The sequence below is a fragment of the Micromonospora sp. NPDC007230 genome, from assembly GCF_042869115.1.
Lineage (GTDB): Bacteria > Actinomycetota > Actinomycetes > Mycobacteriales > Micromonosporaceae > Micromonospora.
Map to the genome: position 1 here is coordinate 25,681 of NZ_JBIAFE010000014.1, position 21,159 is coordinate 46,839.

The window sequence follows — 21,159 nt, forward strand, 5'->3', positions numbered from 1 at the left end:
CGCGCGGCGTGCTCCGGCACCGGTCGGGGAGCCGGCCGGCACCGGCTCGCCGTCATCTCCTCACAGCCGGGCCTTCAGGTAGGCGCCGGCCGCGAGCAGTTGCGCGCGGGCCGACTCGTCGGTGGCGGTCCTGGCCGCCGCCGCGAACCGGTCCAGAGCAGCCTTGGCCTGCTCCGGCCGGCCCGCCGCCGCCGTGCTCTTGGCCGCCTGGAGCTGGCCGAACAGGTGGTCGGCGAGATCCTCGCTGATCAAGCCGTCCGCCTGGTATCGCCGCACCAGCGCCTGAGCGTTGTCGTAGGTGGCGACGATCTCGAACGAGACGGTCACCTCCGTGGCGTTGCCGGCCAGGTCGGTCGCCACGACGGTCAGTTCGTGGCCACCGGCCGTGGGCTGGACACCCGCGCCGCTCTCGATCGCCACCCCGTCCAGGCGGAGGGCCACCGAGTCGACGCCCGACGCGGCGTCCCGGGCCGTGGCGGCGATCGGCAGTGAACTGCCGAGGTCGTACTTGCCGCCGTTCGCCACGCCGTCGACGGTCACCACCGGGTCCGTGGTGTCCACGGCCAGGGACACCGCTTTCAGCGCGGAGATGTTGCCGGCCTCGTCGATCGCCCGGAGCCGCAGCTCCCACCGGCCGTCCTCGGTCACCTTGATCGGCTCGCGGTACTCGGCCCAGGCGCCGTCGCCCTCGACGAACTCGATGCGGACCGGCCCGCCGCGGTCATCGCTCGCCGAGGCGGTGACCGTCACCGGCGAGGTGTACCAACCGCGCTTGCCGTTCGGCTGCGCCGGGTCGACCGCCACGGTCAGGCTCGGCGCCGTCGTGTCGAGAATCCGGAAGTAGTCGAAGCCGACCGTGACCGGCTGCGCCTGCTCCGGACCCAACGCCATCAGACCGAACGAGGTCATCGCGGCGTCGTTGGTGACCGGCTGGCCGAGCGAGGTCCAGTTGACCCCGCCGTCGCTGACCTGGGCCGAGTAGCTGTTCCCACTCCGGCTCAGCCGCAGGTAGTACCAGCCGCTCTCGGACGAGTCGGCGATGTCGATCGACCGGTTGCCGCCGTTGCCGAACTGCGCGTTGCGTTCCGAGACGAGCTCGGCGCGCAGGTTGGTCGGCGTTCCGGCGTTGTTGTTCGCCACGACGTCGAACTTCACGTAGTTGTCGTCGTTGTTGTAGACCAGGAAGCCGGCCAGCTGCCACTTGTGCAGCATGGACGGCGTCAGCCTGGTCTCGATCGTCCAGTCGCCGGCCGCGACGTCCGCGGGGATCTTCTGCAGGATGAAGTTCCGCGGCGAGTCGTTGTTGGTGCCGTTGATGTCGCCCGGCTGGGTCTCGATGCGCAGCGCACCGCCGCTCACCGCGGCCTTGGCCGAGTCGTACCGCACCACCGAGTTCCACCGGCAGCCGTCGAGCGTGCTGCCGTCGAACTCGTCGCTGGGCCCGCGGACCCCGTCGTCCGTGCCGTCCGGCGTGATGGTGAAGTGGTCGAACACCGCGTTGACCCGTGCCGCCCCGGTGTCACCGGCGGCCATGGGGCCGACGGTCGCGTTCGGGATGACGGTCGCGGAGCCGGCGAGCGCCGTCCAGCTCTGACCGTCGGCCGAGTACGCCGCGGTCAGCTTCTGACCGTCGCTGACCAGTCGCAGGTGCGCGCTGGCCGGGAAGTCCGCCGGCAGACCCACGTTGGCGTGCCAGGTCCGCGTCCCGCCGGCCTCGGTCTGGAACTCCAGGATCCGACCACCCGACGAGGAGCGGGTGAACGCCAGTTTGACGTAGTCGTTGTCGGTGCCGTGCATGAGCAGACCGGCGTGCTGCCACTCGCGGTCGTGCGGGATGGTCACCTTCGTGGTGATCGTCCACGGTCCGACCTTGGCGCGCTGGCCGGCGTAGCTGATCGGTCCGGTGTTCGCCTCGTTGATGTCGCCGTTGGTGACCGGCAGCACCAGCCCGCCGTTGGTGACCCGCACCGGCAGGTTCGGGGCGTTGCGCACGGTGGTCCACCGGTTGGTGTTCAGCGTGTCACCGTCGAAGGTGTCCGAGCCGCGGATCGCGCAGCCCGGAGCGGTCTCCGGCGGTGCCGGGTGGATGGCCTTGTCGACCAGGGTGAAGCCGGTGAACTTCACCTCGCTGGTGGCCGACGCGTTGTGCGCGGTGACCGCGAGGCCGATGTCCTGCGGGCTGGCCGCGCCGGGCAGCGTCACCGGGTCACCGACCAGGGTGAACGACTTCCCGTCCTTGCTCCAGTACCCGTAGTACTTCCCGCCGTCGCGCACGATCCGTACCCAGGACGGGTAGCTCGTGTTGCTGGCGCCGGTGCTGGCGTCGAGCTGGCCGTTGCCGTCGGTGTCGCGCAGCCACTCGAAGCCGAGGCCCGCCCGCATCGTCATCGCCGCGTACCCGGGCGACCTGCCGGGCTGGGTGGCGTCGTTCCGGACGATCAGGCCGGCCTTGGCGGAGTTGTTCGTGTTCGTCTGGCTCTCGATCTTCACCGTGGCGGTCCAGGTGTTGCCGGCCGCCGCCGGCAGGTACACCGAGCCGTACTGGTCGGTGCCCTGCCACATGTTCTCGCCGCCGGCGTTGATGATCCAGGTGTCCTGGTCCGGCCGGTCGAACGCGGCGGTGGTGTTGCTGTAGGTCTGCCAGGCTCCGTAGAGGTCACCGACCTCGACCTGCACGACGCGGGACTTGGCGTGGTAGCCCTTGTCGTTGGTCGCGACCGCGGTCAGCTGGTAGCGCTTCTGGGTGGACGCGTTCCACTTCATCGAGTACGGCGCCGTGGTGTCGACGCCGATCGACGTGCCGTCGACGAAGAACTCGACCTTGGTGATCGTGTTCTCCGCGTCGCTCGCGGCCGCGGTCACCTGGATCTCGCCCGGCTCCAGTTCGTCGGTCGGCGTCGGGGAGGTCACCGCGACCTTCGGCTTGCTCGTCGGCGAGACGCCCTTGCCGTCGGCCTCGATGAAGTTCAGGCGCCGCTCACCAGCACCCGGGAACACCGCGTACAGGGTGAACGTCTCGCCGGGGTCGGCCACCTCGACCGGGACGTCCACGTAGCCGCCGCCGCTGGTCGCCGGCACCTGCGCGGTGCCCAGCAGTGCCCCGTCCGGCGCGCCCCGCCGCAGCTCGATCCTGCCCGCACTGGCGGCCGACGCGCGCAGGATCAACCGGTCGACGTTGTGCAGATTGACCGGGTCGTACGACGTCCAGGCGCCGTTCTGGCCGACGATGGAGCTTCCATGGCCCTCGACGTCCCGCGACGAGCCGACCGTCACGTTCGACGAGTTGTCGAAGAACTCCGCCTCCCGCTGCTTCGGGAACATCAGGGTGGTGTCCGATCCGGTCAGGCTCGGGATGCCACCCGCGCCGCCGGAGTCGGCGTAGCGGCCGTCGATCGCGTAGAAGACGTTCATGTCCTCGCCGTGCCCGCCGCCGAGGGCGGTGACCACCTTGCCGGTGCGTCCGTGCAACGGGTCGGCCGGGTGCGCGTGCTCGTCGTGGCCCATCGCCGGCTGGATCACCACGTCGGCGTCGTCGATCTGGGTGTCCTCGGCGTCGCTGACCGACAGGTCCCAGCTCACCTCGTCGCCGAAGTCGAAGAACGCGCCGTTGGGCGGCAGGTTGAACTTCACCTGCGGCCGGGTGTTGCCGACCGTGATCGGCACCGTCGCCGTCCCGGTCTTGCCGGCCGGGTCGGTCACCGTGAGGCGGGCGTTGTAGACGCCGTTCGCGGTGTAGGTGAAGGTCGGCTTCGGCTCGGTGGAGTCGACAGTGCCGTCACCGGTGAAGTCCCACTCGTAGCGCAGCTGCTCGTTCTCCGGGTCGGTGCTGCCCGAGCCGTCGAAGCGGACCTGCAGCGGCGCCTGGCCGGAGTCGGGCGACGCGCTGATCTTCGCCGTCGGCGAGCGCGAGCCGGAGATGTAGTCGACCCGGTACAGCCCCGAGTTCGGGTTGTCGCGGCCGAAGCCACCACCCCAGTCCAGCACGTACATGGAGCCGTCGGAACCGAACTTGGAGTCGATCGGGGCGAGGAACTGCTGCTGCGGCAGGAACGGGTTGACCTTCTCGACCCCGCCCTGCCCGTTCGGGATGATCGAGTACATCTTGTTCCGCGACCACTCGTAGAAGAACGGCTTGCCGTCGTAGGACGCCGGGAACTTGGTGTCGGACTGCAGGTTCGGGTCGTACTTGTAGAAGGGGCCGCCCATCGGGGCCAGGCCGCCACCCTGCGGGATGACCGACGGCACCGAGGAACGCTTGTAGCCGTACCACATCTTGGGTGCCTTGGCCGCCGGCAATTCGGTCAGGCCGGTGTTGCGCACCGAGTCGTTGATCGGGCGCGCGCAGTCGAAGTACGCCCCGACCGTCACCGGGTTCGTCCGGTAGTCCACGTCCCGGAACGGCTCGTTGTTGCCCATGCACAGCGGCCAGCCGTAGAAGCCGGGCTCGGTGATGAGGTTCCACTCGGCGATGCCGGCGGGCCCGCGGTCCGGGTTGTCGTTGCTGTTGTCCGGCGAGTAGTCCGCCAGCCCGATGGCCCCGGTCTGCGGGTCGATCGAGAACCGGAACGGGTTGCGGAAGCCCATCGCGTAGATCTCCGGCCGGGTCTTCGCGGTGCCCGGCGGGAACATGTTGCCCGCGGGGATGGAGTAGCTGCCGTCCGCCTCGGGGCGGATCCGCAGCAGCTTGCCGCGCAGGTCGTTGGTGTTGGCCGAGGTCGCCCGCGCGTCGTGGAACGTGCCGTCCCGCTCGGACAGCGGCGCGTAGCCGCCGGACGGCTCGGAGTGCGGGTTCACGTCGTCGCCGACGCTCAGGTAGAGGTTCCCGTCCGGGCCGAACGCGAGGCCGCCGCCGGTGTGCCCGGGCTCGTCGGGGAGCCGCCGCGCCGGCACCTCGAGCAGGACCTTCTCCGTGGCCCGGTCGATCTGCGAGCCCGGCCCGACGGTGAGCCGGGACAGGCGGCTGACGAAGTTCGCCGGGTCGCTGTCGTTCGTGCTCGCTGGCGCGTAGTAGATGTAGAGGTAGCCGTTCTGGGCGAACTTCGGGTCGAGCGCGATGCCGAGCAGGCCGTCCTCACCGCCGGAGTACACCGGGATCGTGATCGCGGTGGAGGTGGTCTTCGTCCGCGGGTCGTACACCCGGATCTGGCCGCGTACCAGCTCGGTGAAGAAGACCCGGCCGTCCGGTGCGACGTCCATGGCGAACGGGGCGCTGGTGTTCTGGTCCAGCGGAACCCGTTCGAACTGGTCCCACACCGTGCCGCCGCAGTCGCCCTCGACCATGCCGGCCGCCCACTTCACGCCGCCGACGATGTGCTGCACCAGCCCCGGCTCGCCGGTGTAGTGCGCGCCGAAGTGGCCCATGCCGGTCATCCAGGCACGGCCGCCGTCGTACGGCTTGCACCACGAGATCGGGTGGTCGTAGCCCATGGCGTTGTTGCCCGGGTTGTACGTCGTCTCGTCCATCGTGGCGAGCACGTGCGCGTTGCCGCGGACGTTGAGCGCGTAGTTGTACCACTCGTCGGCGCGTTCCCACCGCTGCGGCAGGTGCGCGGTCGACGGGTGGCTGTGGTCCTCGACGCGGACGGTGCCGGGCAGGCCGGGGCTGGTGCCGGTGGCGGCGTGGCCGGGCATCAGCGAGCCGATCATGTTGTCCCACCACTCGTAGTTCCCGCGCATGTCGGTGGCGTTGTGGATGGCGACGATGCCGTGCCCGGCCTTCATGTAGCGCTCCATCGCCGCCTTCTGGTCGGCGGTCCACGGGTCGCCGGAGGCCTGGAACATCACCAGGGCGTCGAAGTGCGCGAGGTCCTCGTCGTTGAAGATCGACGAGTCCTCGGTGTGCTGGGAGGTGATCCCGGCGTCGGCGAAGGCGGCCTGCAGCACGGGGACGCCCTGCTCGATCGCCTCGGTGTGCCGGAACTGGGTGGTCTTGGTGAAGATCAGCACGTGGGCTTGGCCGTGCGTGCCCTCGTGGGCGGCCGCCGGCGCTGGGCTGATCATGGACAGCGCGAGCGCACCGACGACGGGTATCGCTAACAGTCGTCCCCACCGGGGACGCCAGGTCACGTTCATGAGATGCGGACCTCCTGGGACGCGAGGAACTACTGGTGGGGTCATGACCGTGCGGCGTGCCGGCGCCGTCGGAGTGGGGGTGGAGCTGGCCGTCGGTGCTAGGGCACCACCGCCCGCAGGAACTTCAGGCCGTCCACGGCGATCGCGTCCTGGCTCGCGGCGAGCGGACGCCAGATGGAGGCGGCGGTCGCGATCGTCGCGTTCTCCGCGGTGAACGACTCGATGCACAGGGGGCCGCCGTAGCCCGCCTCGTCGATCGAGGCGAGGATCGCCGGCCAGTCCAGGTGATCGGCGCCGGGCGTGCCGCGGTCGTTGCCGCACACCTGGACGTGTGCCACCCGGCCAGCGGCCGAGCGGATCGCCGCCGGGATGTCCGTCTCCTCGATGTTCTGGTGGTAGAGGTCGAGCGCGACGCCGCAGTGCGGCAGGTCGCCGATCGCCTCGAGGGTCTGGCCGACGGTGTTGAGCAGGCTCGTCTCGTAGCGGTTGAGCGGCTCGACGGCCACCGTGACGCCGGCCGCGCCCGCGTACTCGACGACGGGGGTGAGGCTCTCCCGAAGTTGCGCGTACGCCGCGGCCCGCTCGGCCGGTGACAGCCGCCAGGTCCGGCCGACCGAGGCGTACGCCGGTCCGGCGATCACCGGCGAGCCGACGGTCGCGGCGGCGTCGACCACACGGAACAGGTAATCCTGGGTGGACCGGATGGTGGCCGGGTCCGCCGCGACCAGCTCACGACCGGGGGGCATCACGAGGCACACGGTGGCGCCCAGGCCGTGGTCGGCGAGCACCTGGGCGGCCTGCCTCGGCTCCCAGTCGCCCGGGTTCTCGACCGGAAGCTCGAGCACGTCGAAGCCCCACCCCGCGACCCTGGCCGCGAGGGCGGCCAAGGTCGCGTCGGTCAGCGGCGAGGCCCACACCCAGGTGTTGACCCCGAGGGGATGACTGATCACCGCCACGGCCCCGGGTAGCCCGGCATGCCCTCGCAACCGCACATGGCGTAGTGCAGTGGCGGCATGTCCTGCTTCACGTAGTCCTTGACGTTGTCGCCGGTGATCCGCGGCTGCGGCAGCACCCACTCCTTCGGCACCTGCTCGCCCTTGAGGATCTTCAGCGCGGCGATGATCGGCGTGCGCCACTGGTAGGTCGGATAGGTCGGCGCGACCGCGGTGAGGCCCTCGTCGACCCACAGCCGCAGGAAGTCCTGCTGGTCCTCGCCGACGATGGCCGGGACGTCGACCCCGGCGTCCTGGAACGCCTCGGCCGCGGCGACGGCGGTCGCGCCGGCATCCATCCACACGCCGTCGATCCGGCCCTCGCGCTGGATGTAGTCGGCCACGATGCTCTTGGTCTTCGCCGCGTCGCCGTCGGTGAACTCCACACCGACCACCTTCAGCTCGCTGCCGCCGAAGATCTCGTTGGCGGCCGCCCAGCGCTGCTCGAGCACGTCCACACCGGGCAGGATGCGCAGAGCGAGAACCTTGCCGCCCGGCTTGACCTTCTCCTTCAGGAACTCCGCGCCGTCCGCGCCGAAGGCGAAGCCGCCGATGGGGTGGATGAAGGTGACCGGGCAACTGGTGTTGACGCCTCGGTCGAACACGATCACCGGCACGCCGGTCTGGCACGCCTGCTCCACCGCCGGCGTCAACGTGGCGGTGGTGTTCGGCGAGATGATGATCGCGGAGCAGTTCTTGCCGGACAGCGACTGGATGTCGCTGATCTGCTTGTCGTCCTTGGCCTCCGCATCCAGCACGGTGAACGTGGTGATCTCCGGGTGCTGCTTCACCTCCTGCTGCATGGTCTTGAAGCCCACCTGTCGCCACGGGTTGTTCACGGCGGCGTTGGAGAAGCAGAGGGTGTATTTTCCGCCGGGCTTGGCGAACTTCGCGGTGTCCACCATTTCCGGCTCGAGCATCTGCTCCCACGGCTTGCCGTCCGGGCCCTGCGGCGTGGCACCGCGGAACGCCAACTGGCGGTCGTACTCCGCCTGGTCGAAGAACTTCGACTTGTTCGCGTCGGAACTGGGTGATCCGCCGGCAGTCGCCTTGTCGTCGGGCAGGTCGCTCGAGCATCCGGCGAGCGCCAGTGCGCCCGCCACGACCACCGTGGCCCATTTCTTGGTCATTATCGTCGATCTCCTTACTAACCTTGGGGACTTCAGGAGGAGGCGGGTTGCGCGGGTGCCGCGCTGCTCCGCTGTTTCGGCCACCACCGCAGCCGCTGCCGTACGCCGCTGCCGAGGGAGGCGTAGGCGACGGCGGCGATGATGATCACGCCCTGCACGGCCGACTCGAGGGCGCCGCTCACGCCGAGCAGGTTCAGCAGCGTGAACAGGGATTCCAGCGAGAGCGCGCCGGCGGCGGCCGCCACCACCGACCCGCGTCCGCCGCCGAGCAGCACGCCGCCCAGCACGACGGCGGTGATCGCCCGGAACTCCAGGCCGTCGCCGACCTGCGCCGATACGCCGGCGAACCCGCCCAGCAGGATCGCGGCGACCGCCGCGAGCAGCCCGGACAGGACGAACGCGAGCAACCGGAGCCGGTCGACCTGGCCGCCGGACAGCCGCACGGCGGCCTCGTTGTCGCCGACCGCGACCAGCGCCCGGCCGGTGCCGCCGCGCATGAACAGCGCCGCGGCCACCAGGATCGCCAGCAGGATGAGCACCGACCAGGGAACCTCGCCGAGCACGGGGACCTCGACGGCGCCGCGCCCGAACGTCCGGAACCCGGCCGACAGCGCGCCGCGTGGGGCACCGCCGGTCCACAGGAAGATCGCGCCATCGAGCACCAGCAGCATGCCGAGCGTGACGATGAACGACGGCACCAGGAGCTTCGTCGTGACCAGCCCGTTGACCAGGCCGACCAGCAGGCCGAACCCGAGCACGAGCAGGATCACCCGCGCCGTCGCGGACTCGCTGCCGTTGATCAGCCGGGCCGCGATGACCACCCCGGCGGTCACCAGCGCGCCGACCGACAGGTCGAACCCGCCGGAGACGATGACGAAGTACTGCCCGATCGCGAGGATCATCAGCGGCGCGGCCCGCTTGAGCAGCGCCAGGTAGCCGGACGGCTCGGCGTAGGCCGGGCCGGCGATCGCGAGCCCGAGGAGCAGCACGAACAGGACGACGAGCACCGGCGCGGTGCCCTCGGCAAGGCGGGGACGCCAGGTCATGCCAACCTCCCACGGCCGCGGCTGGCGATCATGCGGCGGGCGTAGAGCGCGACCGCGGTCACGAGTACGACGCCGCGCACCACGTCCTTGAAGAACGGATCGACCTCGAGGTCGTCGAAGATGGTGTCCAGGGTGGCGAGGATGAGGACGCCGCCGATGGTGCCGACGACGCCGCCCCGGCCACCGGCGAGCAGCGTCCCGCCGAGCACGACGGCGGCGATCGACTCCAGGTCGTACCCGGCGTCGGTGCCGACGTACGGTGCCCCCGATCCGAGCCGGCTGGCGAGGTAGATCCCGGTGAGACCGGCGGCGACCGAGCACAGCACGTGCGCGGTGACGATGACCCGGCGGGTGGGCACCCCGGACAGCCGGGCCACCTCGATGTCACCGCCCACGGCGTACATGTGGTAGCCGGGGCGGGTCCGCGACAGGTACCACCAGGCCAGTGCGGCGGCGGCCAGCATGAGCAGCGCCGCGACCGGTATCGGGCCGATCCGGTCGTAGCCGAGGTGCTGGAAGCCGCGCGGCACGTCGCCGGCCGGGCCGGTGTAGTTGTCCTCGAGATAGCCGCGCAGGATCAGCGCCACACCGAGCGTGGCGATGAACGCGTTGGCCTTGAGGACGGTGATGACCAGCCCGTTGACCAGGCCGACGCCGGCGGCGACCGCGAGCGCCAGCAGCACGCCGGGCACGAGCATGCCGTCCCGCCCGGCCATCGTCTCCGCGGCGATCAGTGAGGTGAGGCCGACCAGGTAGGCGACGGACAGGTCGAGGGATCCGGTGAGGATCACCATCGTCTGTCCTATCGCCACCAGACCGAGTGCGGTGGCCCGGGTGAGGATGTTGAGGATGCCGCCCTGGTCGAGCAGGACCTCGCCGCGCATCCCGACGAGCACGCTGCCGACGACCAGCAGAGCGACGAGTGCGAGGTAGACGATGACCGTCGGGGTGAGCCGCCGACGCACCGCCGGCCGCATGGCCTTCTGCTCGACCGGAACCGTGTTCTCCTGAAGAATGCTCACGCCGCCTCACCGATCCCGTGTCCGGTGGCCAGCGCCATCACAGCCCCCTCACTCGCGCCGGCAGGCAGCTCACCGGCCAGCGCACCGTCGTGCATGACGAGGATCCGGTCGCTCATCCCGATCAGCTCGGGAAGCTCCGAGGAGATCATCAGCACCGCCACCCCGCGCCTCGCGAGGTCGCGCAGCAGCTCGTGCACGGCCCGCTTCGCGCCGACGTCGATGCCGCGCGTCGGCTCGTCGACCACCAGCACCCTCGGCTCGACCGCCAGCCACTTGGCGAGCACGACCTTCTGCTGGTTGCCGCCGGACAGGAAGCGCACCTCCTGGTGCTCCCCGCGGGCCACCACGGTCACCAGGTCGAGCAGCTCCGCCACATCCGACTTCTCGCGGGAGCGCCCGCCGCGCAGCGCGGCGCGGCGTACCAGCAGCGTGTTGTCCCGCACGGACTGCCCAAGCGCCAGCCCGTCCCCCTTGCGGTCCTCGGTGACCAGCGCGATCCCGAGGCGCACGGCGGTGCGGGGCCGGGCCACCCGCCGAGTCGCGCCGTCGACCTCCAACGAGCCGCGGGTGAACGGCTCGACGCCGAACACGGCGCGCGCGACCGCCGAGCGGCCAGATCCTTGCAGCCCGGCCAGCCCGACGATCTCCCCGGCGCGCACCTCGAGGTTCAGGTTGCGGAGGCGGTCGTTGCCGGCGCCGCGCAGCGCAAGCCGGACCGCCCCGAGGTCGTCGGGAACCGCCCGGTCCGGGTAGTACTCGCCCAGGTCACGACCCACCATGTGGCGGACCAGGTCCTCCGAGGTCAGCTCGCTGGTCGGGGCGCAGGTCACGAACTGGCCGTCCTTGAGCACGGTGATCCGGTCGGAGAGGTCGAACACCTCGCGCATCCGGTGCGAGACGTAGAGGATCGCGATGCCCCGCTCGCGCAGCCGGCGCACCAGGTCGTAGAGCAGCTCGACCTCGTGATCGGCGAGCGCGGCGGTCGGCTCGTCCATGCCCAGCACCCGCGCGTCGGTCGACAGCGCCTTGACGATCTCCACGACCTGTCGTTGGGCGACCGACAGTGACGACACGGTGTCGGCCGGATCGATCCCGTCCTCGCCGAGCCAGTCCAGCAGCTCGCGGGTGTCGGCCATCATGCGCCGGCGGTCGACCTGCATCCGCCGCACCGGCTCGCGACCGAGGTAGACGTTCTCGGCGACGCTGCGGTGCGGCAGCAGGGTGAATTCCTGGTGGATGATGGCGATGCCGGCCCGCTGCGCGTCGGTGGGACCGGCGAACGACAGCTCGGCGCCGTCGACCTCGATGGTGCCGCCGTCCGGCCGGTGCACCCCGGCCAGCACCTTGAGCAGCGTGGACTTGCCCGCACCGTTCTCGCCCATCACGGCGTGCACCTCGCCGCCCCGCAGCTCTAGGTCCACCCCGCGCAGCACCGGCACGCCGAGGAAGGACTTGGTGATCCCGGTCAGCCGCACGCTCGTCGTTGGGCCGGGCGTCATGCCGGCACCTCTGTCCACGCGCCGTCCGCCGCCGCGGAGGCCAGCACCGCGTCGGTGATCCGGACGGCGCGCAGGCCGTCCGCGAACGTGGGCAGCCCGTCCGGGACGTCCCCGCCACGCACCGCCCGGTAGGTGTCGGCGACGAACGCGTCGAAGCAGTCCTGGTAGCCCTGCGCGTGCCCGGCGGGCAGCCGGACGTAGCGCGCGGCGGAGGGGTGCAGCGTGCCAGGGTCGCGCAGCAGCGTCTGGCCGCCCTCGCGCCGGCCGACCCACAGCCGCTCGGGGTCCTCCTGGTCGAAGCCGAAGCTCGCCTCGGTGCCGGAAAGCTCCAGGTGCAGCCGGTTCTTGCGGCCCGCGGCGACCTGCGACACCACCAGAGTGCCAACCATGCCGGCGGCCGTGGTGAAGTGCACGGTGGCCAGGTCCTCGGTGGGCGTCCCGGCCCTGCGGGCGCGCTCGTGCACGACCGCGGTGCGCGCGGACAGCCGGGCGATCCGGTCGCCCGTGACGAACTCGAACAGGTCGCACCAGTGCGAGCCGATGTCGGCGAAGGCTCGCGACGGCCCGCCGAGCGCGGCGTCGACCCGCCAGTCGTCGTCGGACGGGCGGGACAGCCAGTCCTGGAGGTAGCCGCCGGTCACGCTGGCGACGACGCCCGCCTCGCCGGCGGCCAGCCGGGCGCGCAACTCGCGCACCATCGGGTGGAAGCGGTAGACGAACGGCACCGTGGCTACCCGATCGCCGGCCGCCTCCATCAGCGCCGTGGCCTCGACGCTGCCCGTGGCGAGGGGCTTTTCGCAGATGACGTGCACGCCGGCGGCGAGCGCGGCGGCGGCCACGGGGGCGTGCGACGCGTTGGGCGTGCACACGTGCAGCACGTCGATCTCGGCGCCGTCGAGCAGGGCCGCCAGGTTCGGGTAGCCCTCGTCCGCGCCGACGGCGCGAGCCGCAGCGGCGGCGCCCTCGGGGCGCGACGCCATCGCGGCCACGACGGTCGCTCCGGCGCGCCGCGCCGCCTCCGCGTGCACCTGGCCCATGAACCCCGCGCCGACCACCGCCACGCGTAGCGTCTGCTGGTCGGATTCGAGGCCACCACCAGACGCCGTAATGACATCGGTCACAGACATGTGACGACGGTAACGTCCACTTATGACGATCGTCAATCAAAAGATGTATCTACGTCGACCGCACTCAGATGATCAACATCTCGAACCCTCGCGCCGGCCGACGTAACGCGGCCGCTTCGGTTTAATTGGGGGATGAACAATGGGCACAGCGCCGCCCCGACATCGCCCGGCGGGTTGCTTCAGCTGCTGCGCGACGGGCAGGCACGCACCCGAGCCGAGCTGGCCACCGAAACCGGACTGGCCCGGTCGACCGTGCGCCTGCGCCTCGACGCGCTCACGGATGCCGGACTGGTGACCGACTGGGGCAGCGACGCCGTCACCGGCGGCCGGCCCGCCAGCAGGTTCGTGTTCAACGCCCGCGGCCGGGCGGTGCTGGCAGCCGACGTCGGGGCCACCCACGCCACCGTCGCCATCGCCGACCTGACCGGTGAGCCGCTGGCCGTCGAGAGGCTCACCCTGGACATCGCCGACGGGCCCGACGCGGTGCTCAGCCTGCTCATCGACACCTGGCGACGGCTGTGCGCCAACCACGACCCCACCGCCCCGATCGCCGGCGTCGGCATCGGACTGCCCGGCCCGGTCGAGCACTCGACCGGCAAGCCGACCCACCCGCCGATCATGCCCGGATGGAACGGATACGACGTGCCCGCGCGGATCGCGGTCGACTTCGCCGTGCCGGTCCTGGTGGACAACGAGGTCAACCTGATGGCGCTCGGGGAGCACGTCCGCTGTTTTCCCGACGAGGCGCACATGATCTTCGTCAAGGTCGCGACCGGCATCGGCTCCGGCCTCATCAGCAACGGCCAACTGCACCGCGGCGACGTCGGCGCGGCCGGCGACCTCGGACACATCCTGGCCCCACACGCGGGCGACGTGCAGTGCCGCTGCGGCAACAGCGGGTGCCTGGAGGCCGTGGCCAGCGGCCCCGCCATCGCCGCGACGCTCCGCGCCGCCGGGCTCGACGCGACGAACAACGCCGACGTCGTGGCCCTCGTGCAGGCCGGCAGCCCGATCGCCGGCCAAGCCGTACGGCAGGCCGGCCGGGACATCGGCGAGGTGTTGGCCGCCGGCGTCAGCCTGTTCAACCCGTCGCTGATCGTGATCGGCGGGGCGGTCGCGCAGGCCGGCGAGATGCTGCTGGCGGGCGTCCGGGAGTCGATCTACCGCCGTTCGCTGCCGCTGGCCACCGAGCGTCTGCGCATCGTCACCTCACAGGCCGGCGCGAACGCGGGCGTGGTCGGCGCCGCGGCGATGGTCGTCCAGCATGTCCTCTCCCCCACCGTGCTCGACCGCGAGCTGGCCTGATCCACACCGGGCGAGCCCTTACCGGGCTGCACCGGGCCGGGCCGGGTCAGCCGCCGTTGGTCGGCCGGTAGGTACGCGGTCGGCGGGCGGGTGCGGCCGGATTGGTCACCCCACTGACCGCCGTCAGGAACTTCGGGCCCATCGCTGCCCGGGCCTGCACGGCCGGATGGGTGGCGCCGAAGTTGTCGGGATCCGCCTGCCCGTCGGCGAACAGCACGTAGGTCAGCACTGGGGCGCCGGCCGCGTCGAAGACGATGCCCGCCTCGTGGCGGGCGTCGGCGAACCAGCCCGCCTTCGTGGCCACCCGGGCCCGCTCCGCCGAGGACATGGTGCGCCGGATTCCGTCGGTGAAGGCGATCGGGGAACGCAGCAGGTTGATCAGGAAGGTGGTCGAGGCGGGCGAGAGCAGCGTGCCGGCGACCAGCGCCTGCAGCAGATCGTGCGTCTCACGAGCGGTGCTGGTGCCGAGGAAGAACCGGTTCGGGTTGGCAACCGGTTGAACCTGCGTGTGGGGGAACCCCTTGGCGACCAGGATCTGGTTGAGCTCGGCGGCCGGGCAGACCAGCCCACAGAGCCGCACAGCGGTGTCGTCCGAGACCGTCAGCAGCGCGGCGAGCGCATGGCCCAGGGTCACCGAGCTGGGGTATCCCGTGTCGAGGCCGAAGATGCCGTCACCGCCCGGCACCACGATCGCCGCCGTGACCTCCACCCGCTGGTCGAGGGTGAGCAGGCCCCGATCGACCTTGTCCAGCACCGCCACGGCCACCGCGACCTTGTTGACGCTGTAGGCCTCGACCACCGTGTCGGCGTTCTCCTGCACCGCGACCCGGGGCGTGCCGCCGGCACCGGCGACACTGAGGTAGGAGTACCAGTTTCCGCCGGCCCGGATCCGCTCCCGCTGGTAGGCCGCCGCCACCTGGTTCACCGGGGATCCGCCTTCTCCGCCGTGCGAAGTGGACGCACCGCGCGCCCCCGCGGCCGGGCTCGCCAGCCCGAGTACCGCACCGGCGGTGGCCATGGTGCCGACGCCCAGCGCGGTCCTACGATTCACCCTGCTCGCCACGCCTCTACTCCGTCCAACGTGAACCGTCGACGGCCACCGGCAGATGGCCGGCGCGGGACCGAAAAGTGATCACCGATCCCGCCCGACCACCCTAGGCGAACCCGAGGCGCCGCGCTGCCCTTGGCACCGCCGGCACCGGCCGGTGGTGGCTACGCCTTGCCGGCGGCCGCCGTCGTGGTGCCGACCATGGCGCTCTTCACCAGCGGCGCGTATCCGCCCGACTGGCCGGTGCGGTTCGGGTGGTACGACTCCGAGATCGGGTTCGACAGGCCGTTGATCCACTCGACGGCGTCGCAGACGGCGTGCCCGGTGAAGGCGGCTCGGGGGTCCACGAACGGGAACGAGTGCGCGACCGCTCGGGCCTTGATCGTCTGGTTCAGCAGATCGGCGGTGTCGTTCAGCGCCGCCTGCTCCCCCGGGCTGATCCGGGACAGCGACTGGCAGTCGCTCTCGTTGAACAGGCGCGGATACCCGACGATCACCACCCGGGCGGACGGTGCCTTTGAGCGAATCTTGTTGTAGAGCGCGTCCAGGGTGCCGGGCAGGGTGTTCCGGATGTAGGTGTTGGCGTTGTCGATGTCACCCCAGCAGGTGTAGGGCCAAGGCTTGGCGCACTGCGTGATGACGGAGGAGAACCCGGCGTCGTTGCCGCCGACGGTCAGCGTGACGTAGCTGGTCGACGAGCTGAGGCTGCCGAGCTGGTTGTTGGACACGTCGGCGACCTTCGCGCCGGAGCAGGCGGCGAACGTGAGGCTGGCGCCGATCTGGTTCGCGTCGAGGACCGGGTAGGCGTACGGCGAGCGGGAGCAACTGGTGCCGTCGGAGTAGTACGAGCGGGTGCCGACGCCGGAGGCGTACGAGTCGCCGAGGGCGGTGTAGAGCGGCGCGGCCGCCTGCGCGGGCAGCGCCCACAGCACGGCCGGCGCCAGGCCGGCGAGGACGGCGACCGCGAGTGTGACGAGGCGGCTTCTGTGGCGGGGGGCGACGGGTGCCATGCTTCCTCCTCAGCTGCCCACCGAGAGAGCGCATCGACGGATGTCGAAGGCTGGTGGTGATCCAGACTGTCGGCGGCGAGCACTGACACGCGCAAGAGATCGAACGGAAGTTTCCTTCAATCGAACAAGTGGGCAGTGGCCACTTGGCACGGCGTGCCGGACGCGCGACGCGGTCCGGCACGCCGGTGATCGGCGGTTCAGGTCATCCCGGCAGGCGCCGGTAGACGGGGATTTCGTCGATCGGCACGCTCCGGTGCACCTCGACCGGACCCACGTGCCGCTCGCCGGTGAAGAAGTCCTCCCACTCCCCCGCCGGCAGCCACACCGGCCAGGTCGTCACGCCCGGCTCGGTGACCGGCGACACCAGCAGATCGTCGCCGAGCTGCCACTGCTGCGGCCAGTTCCACACCCGCTCGTCGCCGGGGTGATCGAAGAACAGCGGCCGCATCAGCGGCTTGCCGGTCCGCACCGACCGTTCCGCCTGCTCCACCAGATACGGCACGAGGTCCTCGCGCAGCCGGGCGAAGCGCCGGAACACCTCCAGCACGCGCGGCTCGCCGGTCCGCTCGGCGATGTTCCACGGCGTGCGGTCCACCGACGGCTCGCGGTGGTGGTTGAACTCCGAGTGGTACTGCATCAGCGGGGCGAAACACGCGGCCGCGGCCGAGCGCAGGTAGAGCTCGGCGTCGGGAATCTCCCCGGAGAAGCCGGCCAGGTCCCAACCCCAGAAGTAGATGCCACCGACACCGGCGGTCAGCCCCGCGGTGATCGACGCCCGGTAGGCCTCCCAGGTGGAGTCCTCGTCACCCGCCCAGTGCGCCGGTGCCACGGCCGAGCCGGTGAAGCCGGCCCGGCTGAAGGTCACCCCGTCGACCCCGGCCGAACGCATCAGCTCGTGGTAGGCGGCCGCATAGCGCACCGGGAACAGGTTGTTCGCCTCGTCGCCCCGCGACCCGTCGAAATATCGCAGGTCATGGCCCCAGGGGTGCTCGCCGCCGTCGGTTTTGAAGCCGTCGACACCGAGGTCCTCGACCAGGTAGCGGCGCTTGTCCAGCCACCACTGCCGCGCCTGCGGGTTGGTCCAGTCGGGCAGCAACGCGCCGGGGAACCACCAGCCGCGGTTGCGGTGCGGCGAGCCGTCGGCGTCGCGGACGGCGTACCCACGCTCCGCCAGGGTCGCCAGGTCGGCGGCGATCTGACCGTCGTCACCCCGATCGGTCGGGATCAGCGGGATCTGCCAAAGCAGCACCTTCACCCCGGCCTCGTGCAGCTCGTCGATCATCGCCTTCGGGTCGGGCCAGGCGCCGTCGGGCGGGAACTCGAAGTCCGCGAGGCGGTGCGGCGCGCCGTCCGGGTGCACGCGGTAGCGGGCGTCGCGAAAGGCGACGAAGGTCGCCTCGTCGCTCCATGCCTCGATGACGATCGCGCCGACGGGAATGTCCTCAGCGAGGCTGCGGCGTACCTCGGCCAGCACCCGGGCCTGGGTGTTCCACTCGTTCCCGCTCATCCACGGGCGGAACACCCAGGACGGCGGCACGGGGGGCTGCCCGGTCTCGCCGAGGAACTGCCGGACCACCGCTGCCGGCTCTCCGGCGTAAAGCCGCAGTGGCAGCGCGGGGTCCGCGGGGTCGATCTCGGCCTCGACGAGGATGCGGTCCGGCCGGCTGGCACCGACGTCGTACCAGGTCCGCCGGCTGGTCACCACGTGGAAGCCCCAGCCGGTGTCCCCGCCGGTGACCACGGCGAACGGCATCGGCAGGTAGGTGCGGTGACCCTGCCGCTTGTACTGCTCGAAGACTGTCGCGTCGAGCACCTGGCCGCGCTGGTCGAGCGCGTGGTAGCGCTCGCCGAAGCCGACGACGTGCTCGGCCGCCGCGAGCCGCAGCGCGAAGCGCACGCGGCGGGGCCCGTCGCTGCCGGCCAGCCATTCGACGCTGTCAGGATCGAGGGCGCCGACAGCGCCGGGGTCGCGCAGTTCGAGGCGTCCGCCGTCGCGCCGCCAGGCCAGCGGCCGTACCGGGAACGGGCCGGTCCGGACGTCGCCGCCCGCGCCGGTGCGGGCGACGACGGTGTACGCGTCGTCGGCGTCGGCCGTCACCCGGGCGATCCAGGCCGTGCGGCCGCCGGTGTCCGGGGCCGCGGTGGCCGCCGCCGCCAGGTGGCCGGCGGAGCCGGCGGCGGGCGCGGCCGGTGCGCCGAAGTCGAGGGTCACGGTGGCCGGGTCGGCCCGGTCGGCGCTCACCCGGGTGCCGTCGCCGAACTCGACGTCGACAGCGGTCACCTCCGGAGTGGAGAGCACGCGGATCTCGTACTCCTCGCCCCGCAGCGGGTGCACCGGGACGCGCTGGTCGAGATCGTGGCGGTAGGGGTGGCCGGTGCCCGCCGGACGGTGGCTGATCAGTGGAGCGGTCACAGTCCGACCTCCAGGGCGAGCGTGACGAACATGGCGTGCGACCACAGCAGGGGCGTGGCGACGGGGCCCCAGCGGTCGGTCCACTCGGCGATGTACTCGGGTCGTTGGGTGTTGCCGCTGACCTGCTCGGGCAGGTGCCCCTCGGTGGTGGCTTGCGCGGCGATCCAGTCCAGCCGGCGCATCGCCTCCTCCGTACGGCCGGTGCGTGCCTCGTGCCAGCCCAGCCAGGCGGTGAGGATCAGCCATTCCCCGCCGCCGTAGAAGGTGTCACCGAGGTAGCGGTAGACGCCACCGCGCAGCAGCTGCTGGCGTACCTGGTCATAGGTGTGCTCGGCGACCGGACCGCGCGGGTCGACCACCTCGAAGGGGGTGAGGCAGGCCAGCAGGCTGCCGTCGACGGCGGTGCCGCCGAGCCACTTGGTGAGGTGCCCGTCCGCGACTCCCTCGCTGGAGACGAGCGCCTCGAGCGCCGTGACGCGGTCGGCGGCGGCGCGGGCGCGGGCGGCGTCGAGCACCGGGTCGCCGTACTCGTCGCGGGCCCCGACGGCGGCCCGCAGGCCGGCCAGTACCGCGCCGATGGTGGCGACGTGGCGGTGTGTGGCGTGCTCCTCCCACCAGTCGTAGCAGGGGCGGTCCCCGAACGCGACCAGGTAGTCCACGGTGGACTCGATCGCCGGCCGGTACACGGCGAGTGGGCGGGCGTGCCGCGTCGCGTGCGTCGCCAGGACCCACAGCCAGGTGCCGTAGCCGTCGAGTTGGAAGTTCCACCAGGGCTCGTCGCCGTCACCACCGTCGAGGGTGTAGCGGGTCGGCAGCATCTCGTCGGCGGGGATCTGCTCGCCCCCGGTGGACCGGGCGACCAGGTCGGCGATCCGGTCGGCCCGGGCGTCGATCACGGTGGCGCACCAGCGCAGGAACCGGTCGGCGCTGTCGGCCCGGCCGGCGCGGCTCATCGCGTCGGCGATGAACGCGCCGTCCCGCAGCCAGCTGTACCGGTAGACGGGGTAGTCGGGGCTGGCCGGGTACGCGCCGGAGGAATGCTGGTGGGCTTCGATGAGGGTGAGGCTGGACTCGACCAGGGTACGCAGGTCGGACCGTGCGGCGGTCGGCACGGGAGGGCTCCTTGAGGAAAGGTCGGTATGGTACGTGCGGGGGTGCGGCCGAGCGCGGAACGGCCGCACCCCCGTTCAGGGTCACCTACTTGATGAGGGCGGTGACGGCGGCTGCCGCCTCGTCGAGCGCCTGCTGCGGGGTGGCCTGCCCGGAGGCGGCCTTCTCCAGCGCCTTGGTGACCGTGTCCTGCATCTTCGCCTGCTGAGCGTCGAGGACCGGCGGCAGCGCGATGTTCTCGAGCGCATCGAAAACGGCCTTACGGTTGGCCGGCGGAGTCTTGGTGAGGTAGCTGTCGAACGCGGCCTGGTCGTTGACCGCGGGCAGCTCCCAGTTGGACGCGAGCCGGGTCTCCACCGCCTTCTGCGACGAGCCGAGGAACCTCGCCCACTTCCAGGCGGCGGTGCCCTTCTTCGTCTTGGCGGACACCGCGGTGGCGTTCATGAACACCGCGTTGGCCTTCCGGGTGTTACCGGGCTCGGTGACGATGTCGAAGTCCAGGCCGGCGGTTCCGGCGAGCCCGGAGATCTGCCAGATCCCGTTGTGCCACATGGCGAGCTTGCCCGACTTGAACAGCGCGGTGTCGTAGTCGGCCTTGCCGCCGATCTCGGCGACCGTCGGCTGCACCGTGCCCGGCTTGCTGAGCAGCCACTGGGCCGCCTCCAGGCCCTTGGCGTCGTTGAACGTCGCCTTCTTGTCGTCCTCCGACAGGAAGGATCCGCCGTTCTGGGCCAGCGCCTTGTAGAACTCGTGGAAGGTGACCGGCTGGTAGTCGCCGTAGATTCCCTTGCTCCTGTCGGTCAGCTTCTGCGCCGCGGCCCGCTCGTCGGCCCAGGTCCAGTCCGCCGTCGGGTAGGCGACGCCGGCCGCGTCGAAGAGCTTCTTGTTGTAGAACAGCACCACGTCGGAGAACGTCGACGGCACCGCGTAGAGCTTGCCCTTGAACTGGAACGCCTCCAGCGCCTTCGGGTAGAGCCGGTTCGCGTCGTAGTCCTTGTCGGCCTTGGCCCGCTCGTCGAGCGGCAGCAGCGCGCCCGCGCGGGCGTACGTCACGAAGTTCTCGTAGTTGAGTTCGAACGTGTCCGGCGCCGTGCCGCCGGCGATCGCCGTCTGCAGCTTCGTGAAGTAGTCGTCGTACGCCGCGGTCTGCACCTGGACGGTGATGCCGGGGTTCTGCTTCTCGAACTCGGCCTTGATCGCGTCGAGATCCTTCAGATGGTCGGGGGCGGCGGAGAAGGTGAAGTAGGTGACCGTGCCGGTGGCGCCGTCGTCGGCTCCGCCGGACGCGTCCTGCCCGCAGGCGGCGAGCAGGGTGGCCGTGGCGAGGGCCCCGGCGGCAGCCGCCAGGAGCCGTCTTCTCGTGGTCATCGGATATCTCCTTCGGG

The 21,159-nt window shown here is 71.2% G+C and carries 13 protein-coding genes; 1 reads left to right on the plus strand and 12 read right to left on the minus strand.

Translation table 11 applies throughout. The annotated features are described in order from the left end of the window. Positions 1–60: 60 nt before the first annotated feature. The 7 genes from ACFYML_RS20590 to ACFYML_RS20620 form a co-directional block, all read right to left on the minus strand. Positions 61–6,000, minus strand: a complete 5,940-nt coding sequence (locus tag ACFYML_RS20590) for a ThuA domain-containing protein (RefSeq protein WP_387422159.1) — start codon at positions 5,998–6,000, stop codon at positions 61–63. Positions 6,001–6,170: 170 nt separating this feature from the next. Continuing rightward, positions 6,171–7,022 carry a sugar phosphate isomerase/epimerase family protein gene (locus ACFYML_RS20595; RefSeq protein ID WP_387422160.1) on the minus strand — a complete coding sequence of 284 codons (852 nt, stop codon included), beginning with the start codon at positions 7,020–7,022 and terminating at the stop codon, positions 6,171–6,173. Then, the gene (locus ACFYML_RS20600) at positions 7,019–8,194 is read right to left on the minus strand and encodes a substrate-binding domain-containing protein (protein WP_387422161.1); all 1,176 of its coding nucleotides are present in this window, start codon (positions 8,192–8,194) and stop codon (positions 7,019–7,021) included. The genes ACFYML_RS20595 and ACFYML_RS20600 overlap by 4 nt, the downstream gene beginning before the upstream one ends. Positions 8,195–8,226: 32 nt before the next feature. Next, entirely contained in the window at positions 8,227–9,240 is a 1,014-nt protein-coding gene (locus tag ACFYML_RS20605; protein ID WP_387422162.1) for an ABC transporter permease, read from the minus strand. Continuing rightward, a complete protein-coding gene (locus ACFYML_RS20610) occupies positions 9,237–10,262 on the minus strand; it encodes an ABC transporter permease (RefSeq protein WP_387422163.1) in 1,026 nt (341 codons plus the stop codon). The genes ACFYML_RS20605 and ACFYML_RS20610 overlap by 4 nt, the downstream gene beginning before the upstream one ends. Further along, a complete protein-coding gene (locus ACFYML_RS20615; RefSeq protein ID WP_387422164.1) occupies positions 10,259–11,761 on the minus strand; it encodes a sugar ABC transporter ATP-binding protein in 1,503 nt (500 codons plus the stop codon). The genes ACFYML_RS20610 and ACFYML_RS20615 overlap by 4 nt, the downstream gene beginning before the upstream one ends. Then, positions 11,758–12,888 (minus strand): Gfo/Idh/MocA family protein, encoded by a 1,131-nt coding sequence (locus ACFYML_RS20620; RefSeq protein WP_387422165.1) that lies wholly within the window; start codon positions 12,886–12,888, stop codon positions 11,758–11,760. Before ACFYML_RS20620 ends, ACFYML_RS20615 begins: the two co-directional genes overlap by 4 nt. A gap of 132 nt (positions 12,889–13,020) precedes the next feature. Between ACFYML_RS20620 and ACFYML_RS20625 the strand changes: the two genes are divergently transcribed. Beyond that, positions 13,021–14,193 (plus strand): ROK family protein, encoded by a 1,173-nt coding sequence (locus ACFYML_RS20625; protein ID WP_387422166.1) that lies wholly within the window; start codon positions 13,021–13,023, stop codon positions 14,191–14,193. 46 nt (positions 14,194–14,239) lie between these two features. Here the strand turns inward: ACFYML_RS20625 and ACFYML_RS20630 are convergent, their stop codons facing one another. The 5 genes from ACFYML_RS20630 to ACFYML_RS20650 form a co-directional block, all read right to left on the minus strand. Then, complete coding sequence (locus ACFYML_RS20630) at positions 14,240–15,244, minus strand: serine hydrolase (protein ID WP_387422167.1); 1,005 nt, start codon at positions 15,242–15,244, stop codon at positions 14,240–14,242. 161 nt (positions 15,245–15,405) lie between these two features. Beyond that, positions 15,406–16,251, minus strand: coding sequence for an SGNH/GDSL hydrolase family protein (locus ACFYML_RS20635; protein ID WP_387422168.1), 846 nt, complete (start codon positions 16,249–16,251; stop codon positions 15,406–15,408). A gap of 202 nt (positions 16,252–16,453) precedes the next feature. Further along, positions 16,454–18,664 (minus strand): TIM-barrel domain-containing protein, encoded by a 2,211-nt coding sequence (locus ACFYML_RS20640; RefSeq protein ID WP_387422170.1) that lies wholly within the window; start codon positions 18,662–18,664, stop codon positions 16,454–16,456. Next, positions 18,661–19,776 carry a glycoside hydrolase family 15 protein gene (locus ACFYML_RS20645; protein ID WP_387422171.1) on the minus strand — a complete coding sequence of 372 codons (1,116 nt, stop codon included), beginning with the start codon at positions 19,774–19,776 and terminating at the stop codon, positions 18,661–18,663. The genes ACFYML_RS20640 and ACFYML_RS20645 overlap by 4 nt, the downstream gene beginning before the upstream one ends. An 85-nt stretch (positions 19,777–19,861) precedes the next feature. After that, the gene (locus ACFYML_RS20650) at positions 19,862–21,142 is read right to left on the minus strand and encodes an ABC transporter substrate-binding protein (protein ID WP_387422172.1); all 1,281 of its coding nucleotides are present in this window, start codon (positions 21,140–21,142) and stop codon (positions 19,862–19,864) included. Positions 21,143–21,159 lie beyond the last annotated feature (17 nt).

Coding starts and splice junctions, on each gene's coding strand:
- ACFYML_RS20590 (WP_387422159.1), bottom strand. CDS start 6,000: ATGATCAGCCCAGCGCCGGCGGCCGCCCACGAGGGCACGCACGGCCAA.
- ACFYML_RS20600 (WP_387422161.1), bottom strand. CDS start 8,194: ATGACCAAGAAATGGGCCACGGTGGTCGTGGCGGGCGCACTGGCGCTC.
- ACFYML_RS20605 (WP_387422162.1), bottom strand. CDS start 9,240: ATGACCTGGCGTCCCCGCCTTGCCGAGGGCACCGCGCCGGTGCTCGTC.
- ACFYML_RS20615 (WP_387422164.1), bottom strand. CDS start 11,761: ATGACGCCCGGCCCAACGACGAGCGTGCGGCTGACCGGGATCACCAAG.
- ACFYML_RS20620 (WP_387422165.1), bottom strand. CDS start 12,888: ATGTCTGTGACCGATGTCATTACGGCGTCTGGTGGTGGCCTCGAATCC.
- ACFYML_RS20625 (WP_387422166.1), top strand. CDS start 13,021: ATGAACAATGGGCACAGCGCCGCCCCGACATCGCCCGGCGGGTTGCTT.
- ACFYML_RS20635 (WP_387422168.1), bottom strand. CDS start 16,251: ATGGCACCCGTCGCCCCCCGCCACAGAAGCCGCCTCGTCACACTCGCG.
- ACFYML_RS20650 (WP_387422172.1), bottom strand. CDS start 21,142: ATGACCACGAGAAGACGGCTCCTGGCGGCTGCCGCCGGGGCCCTCGCC.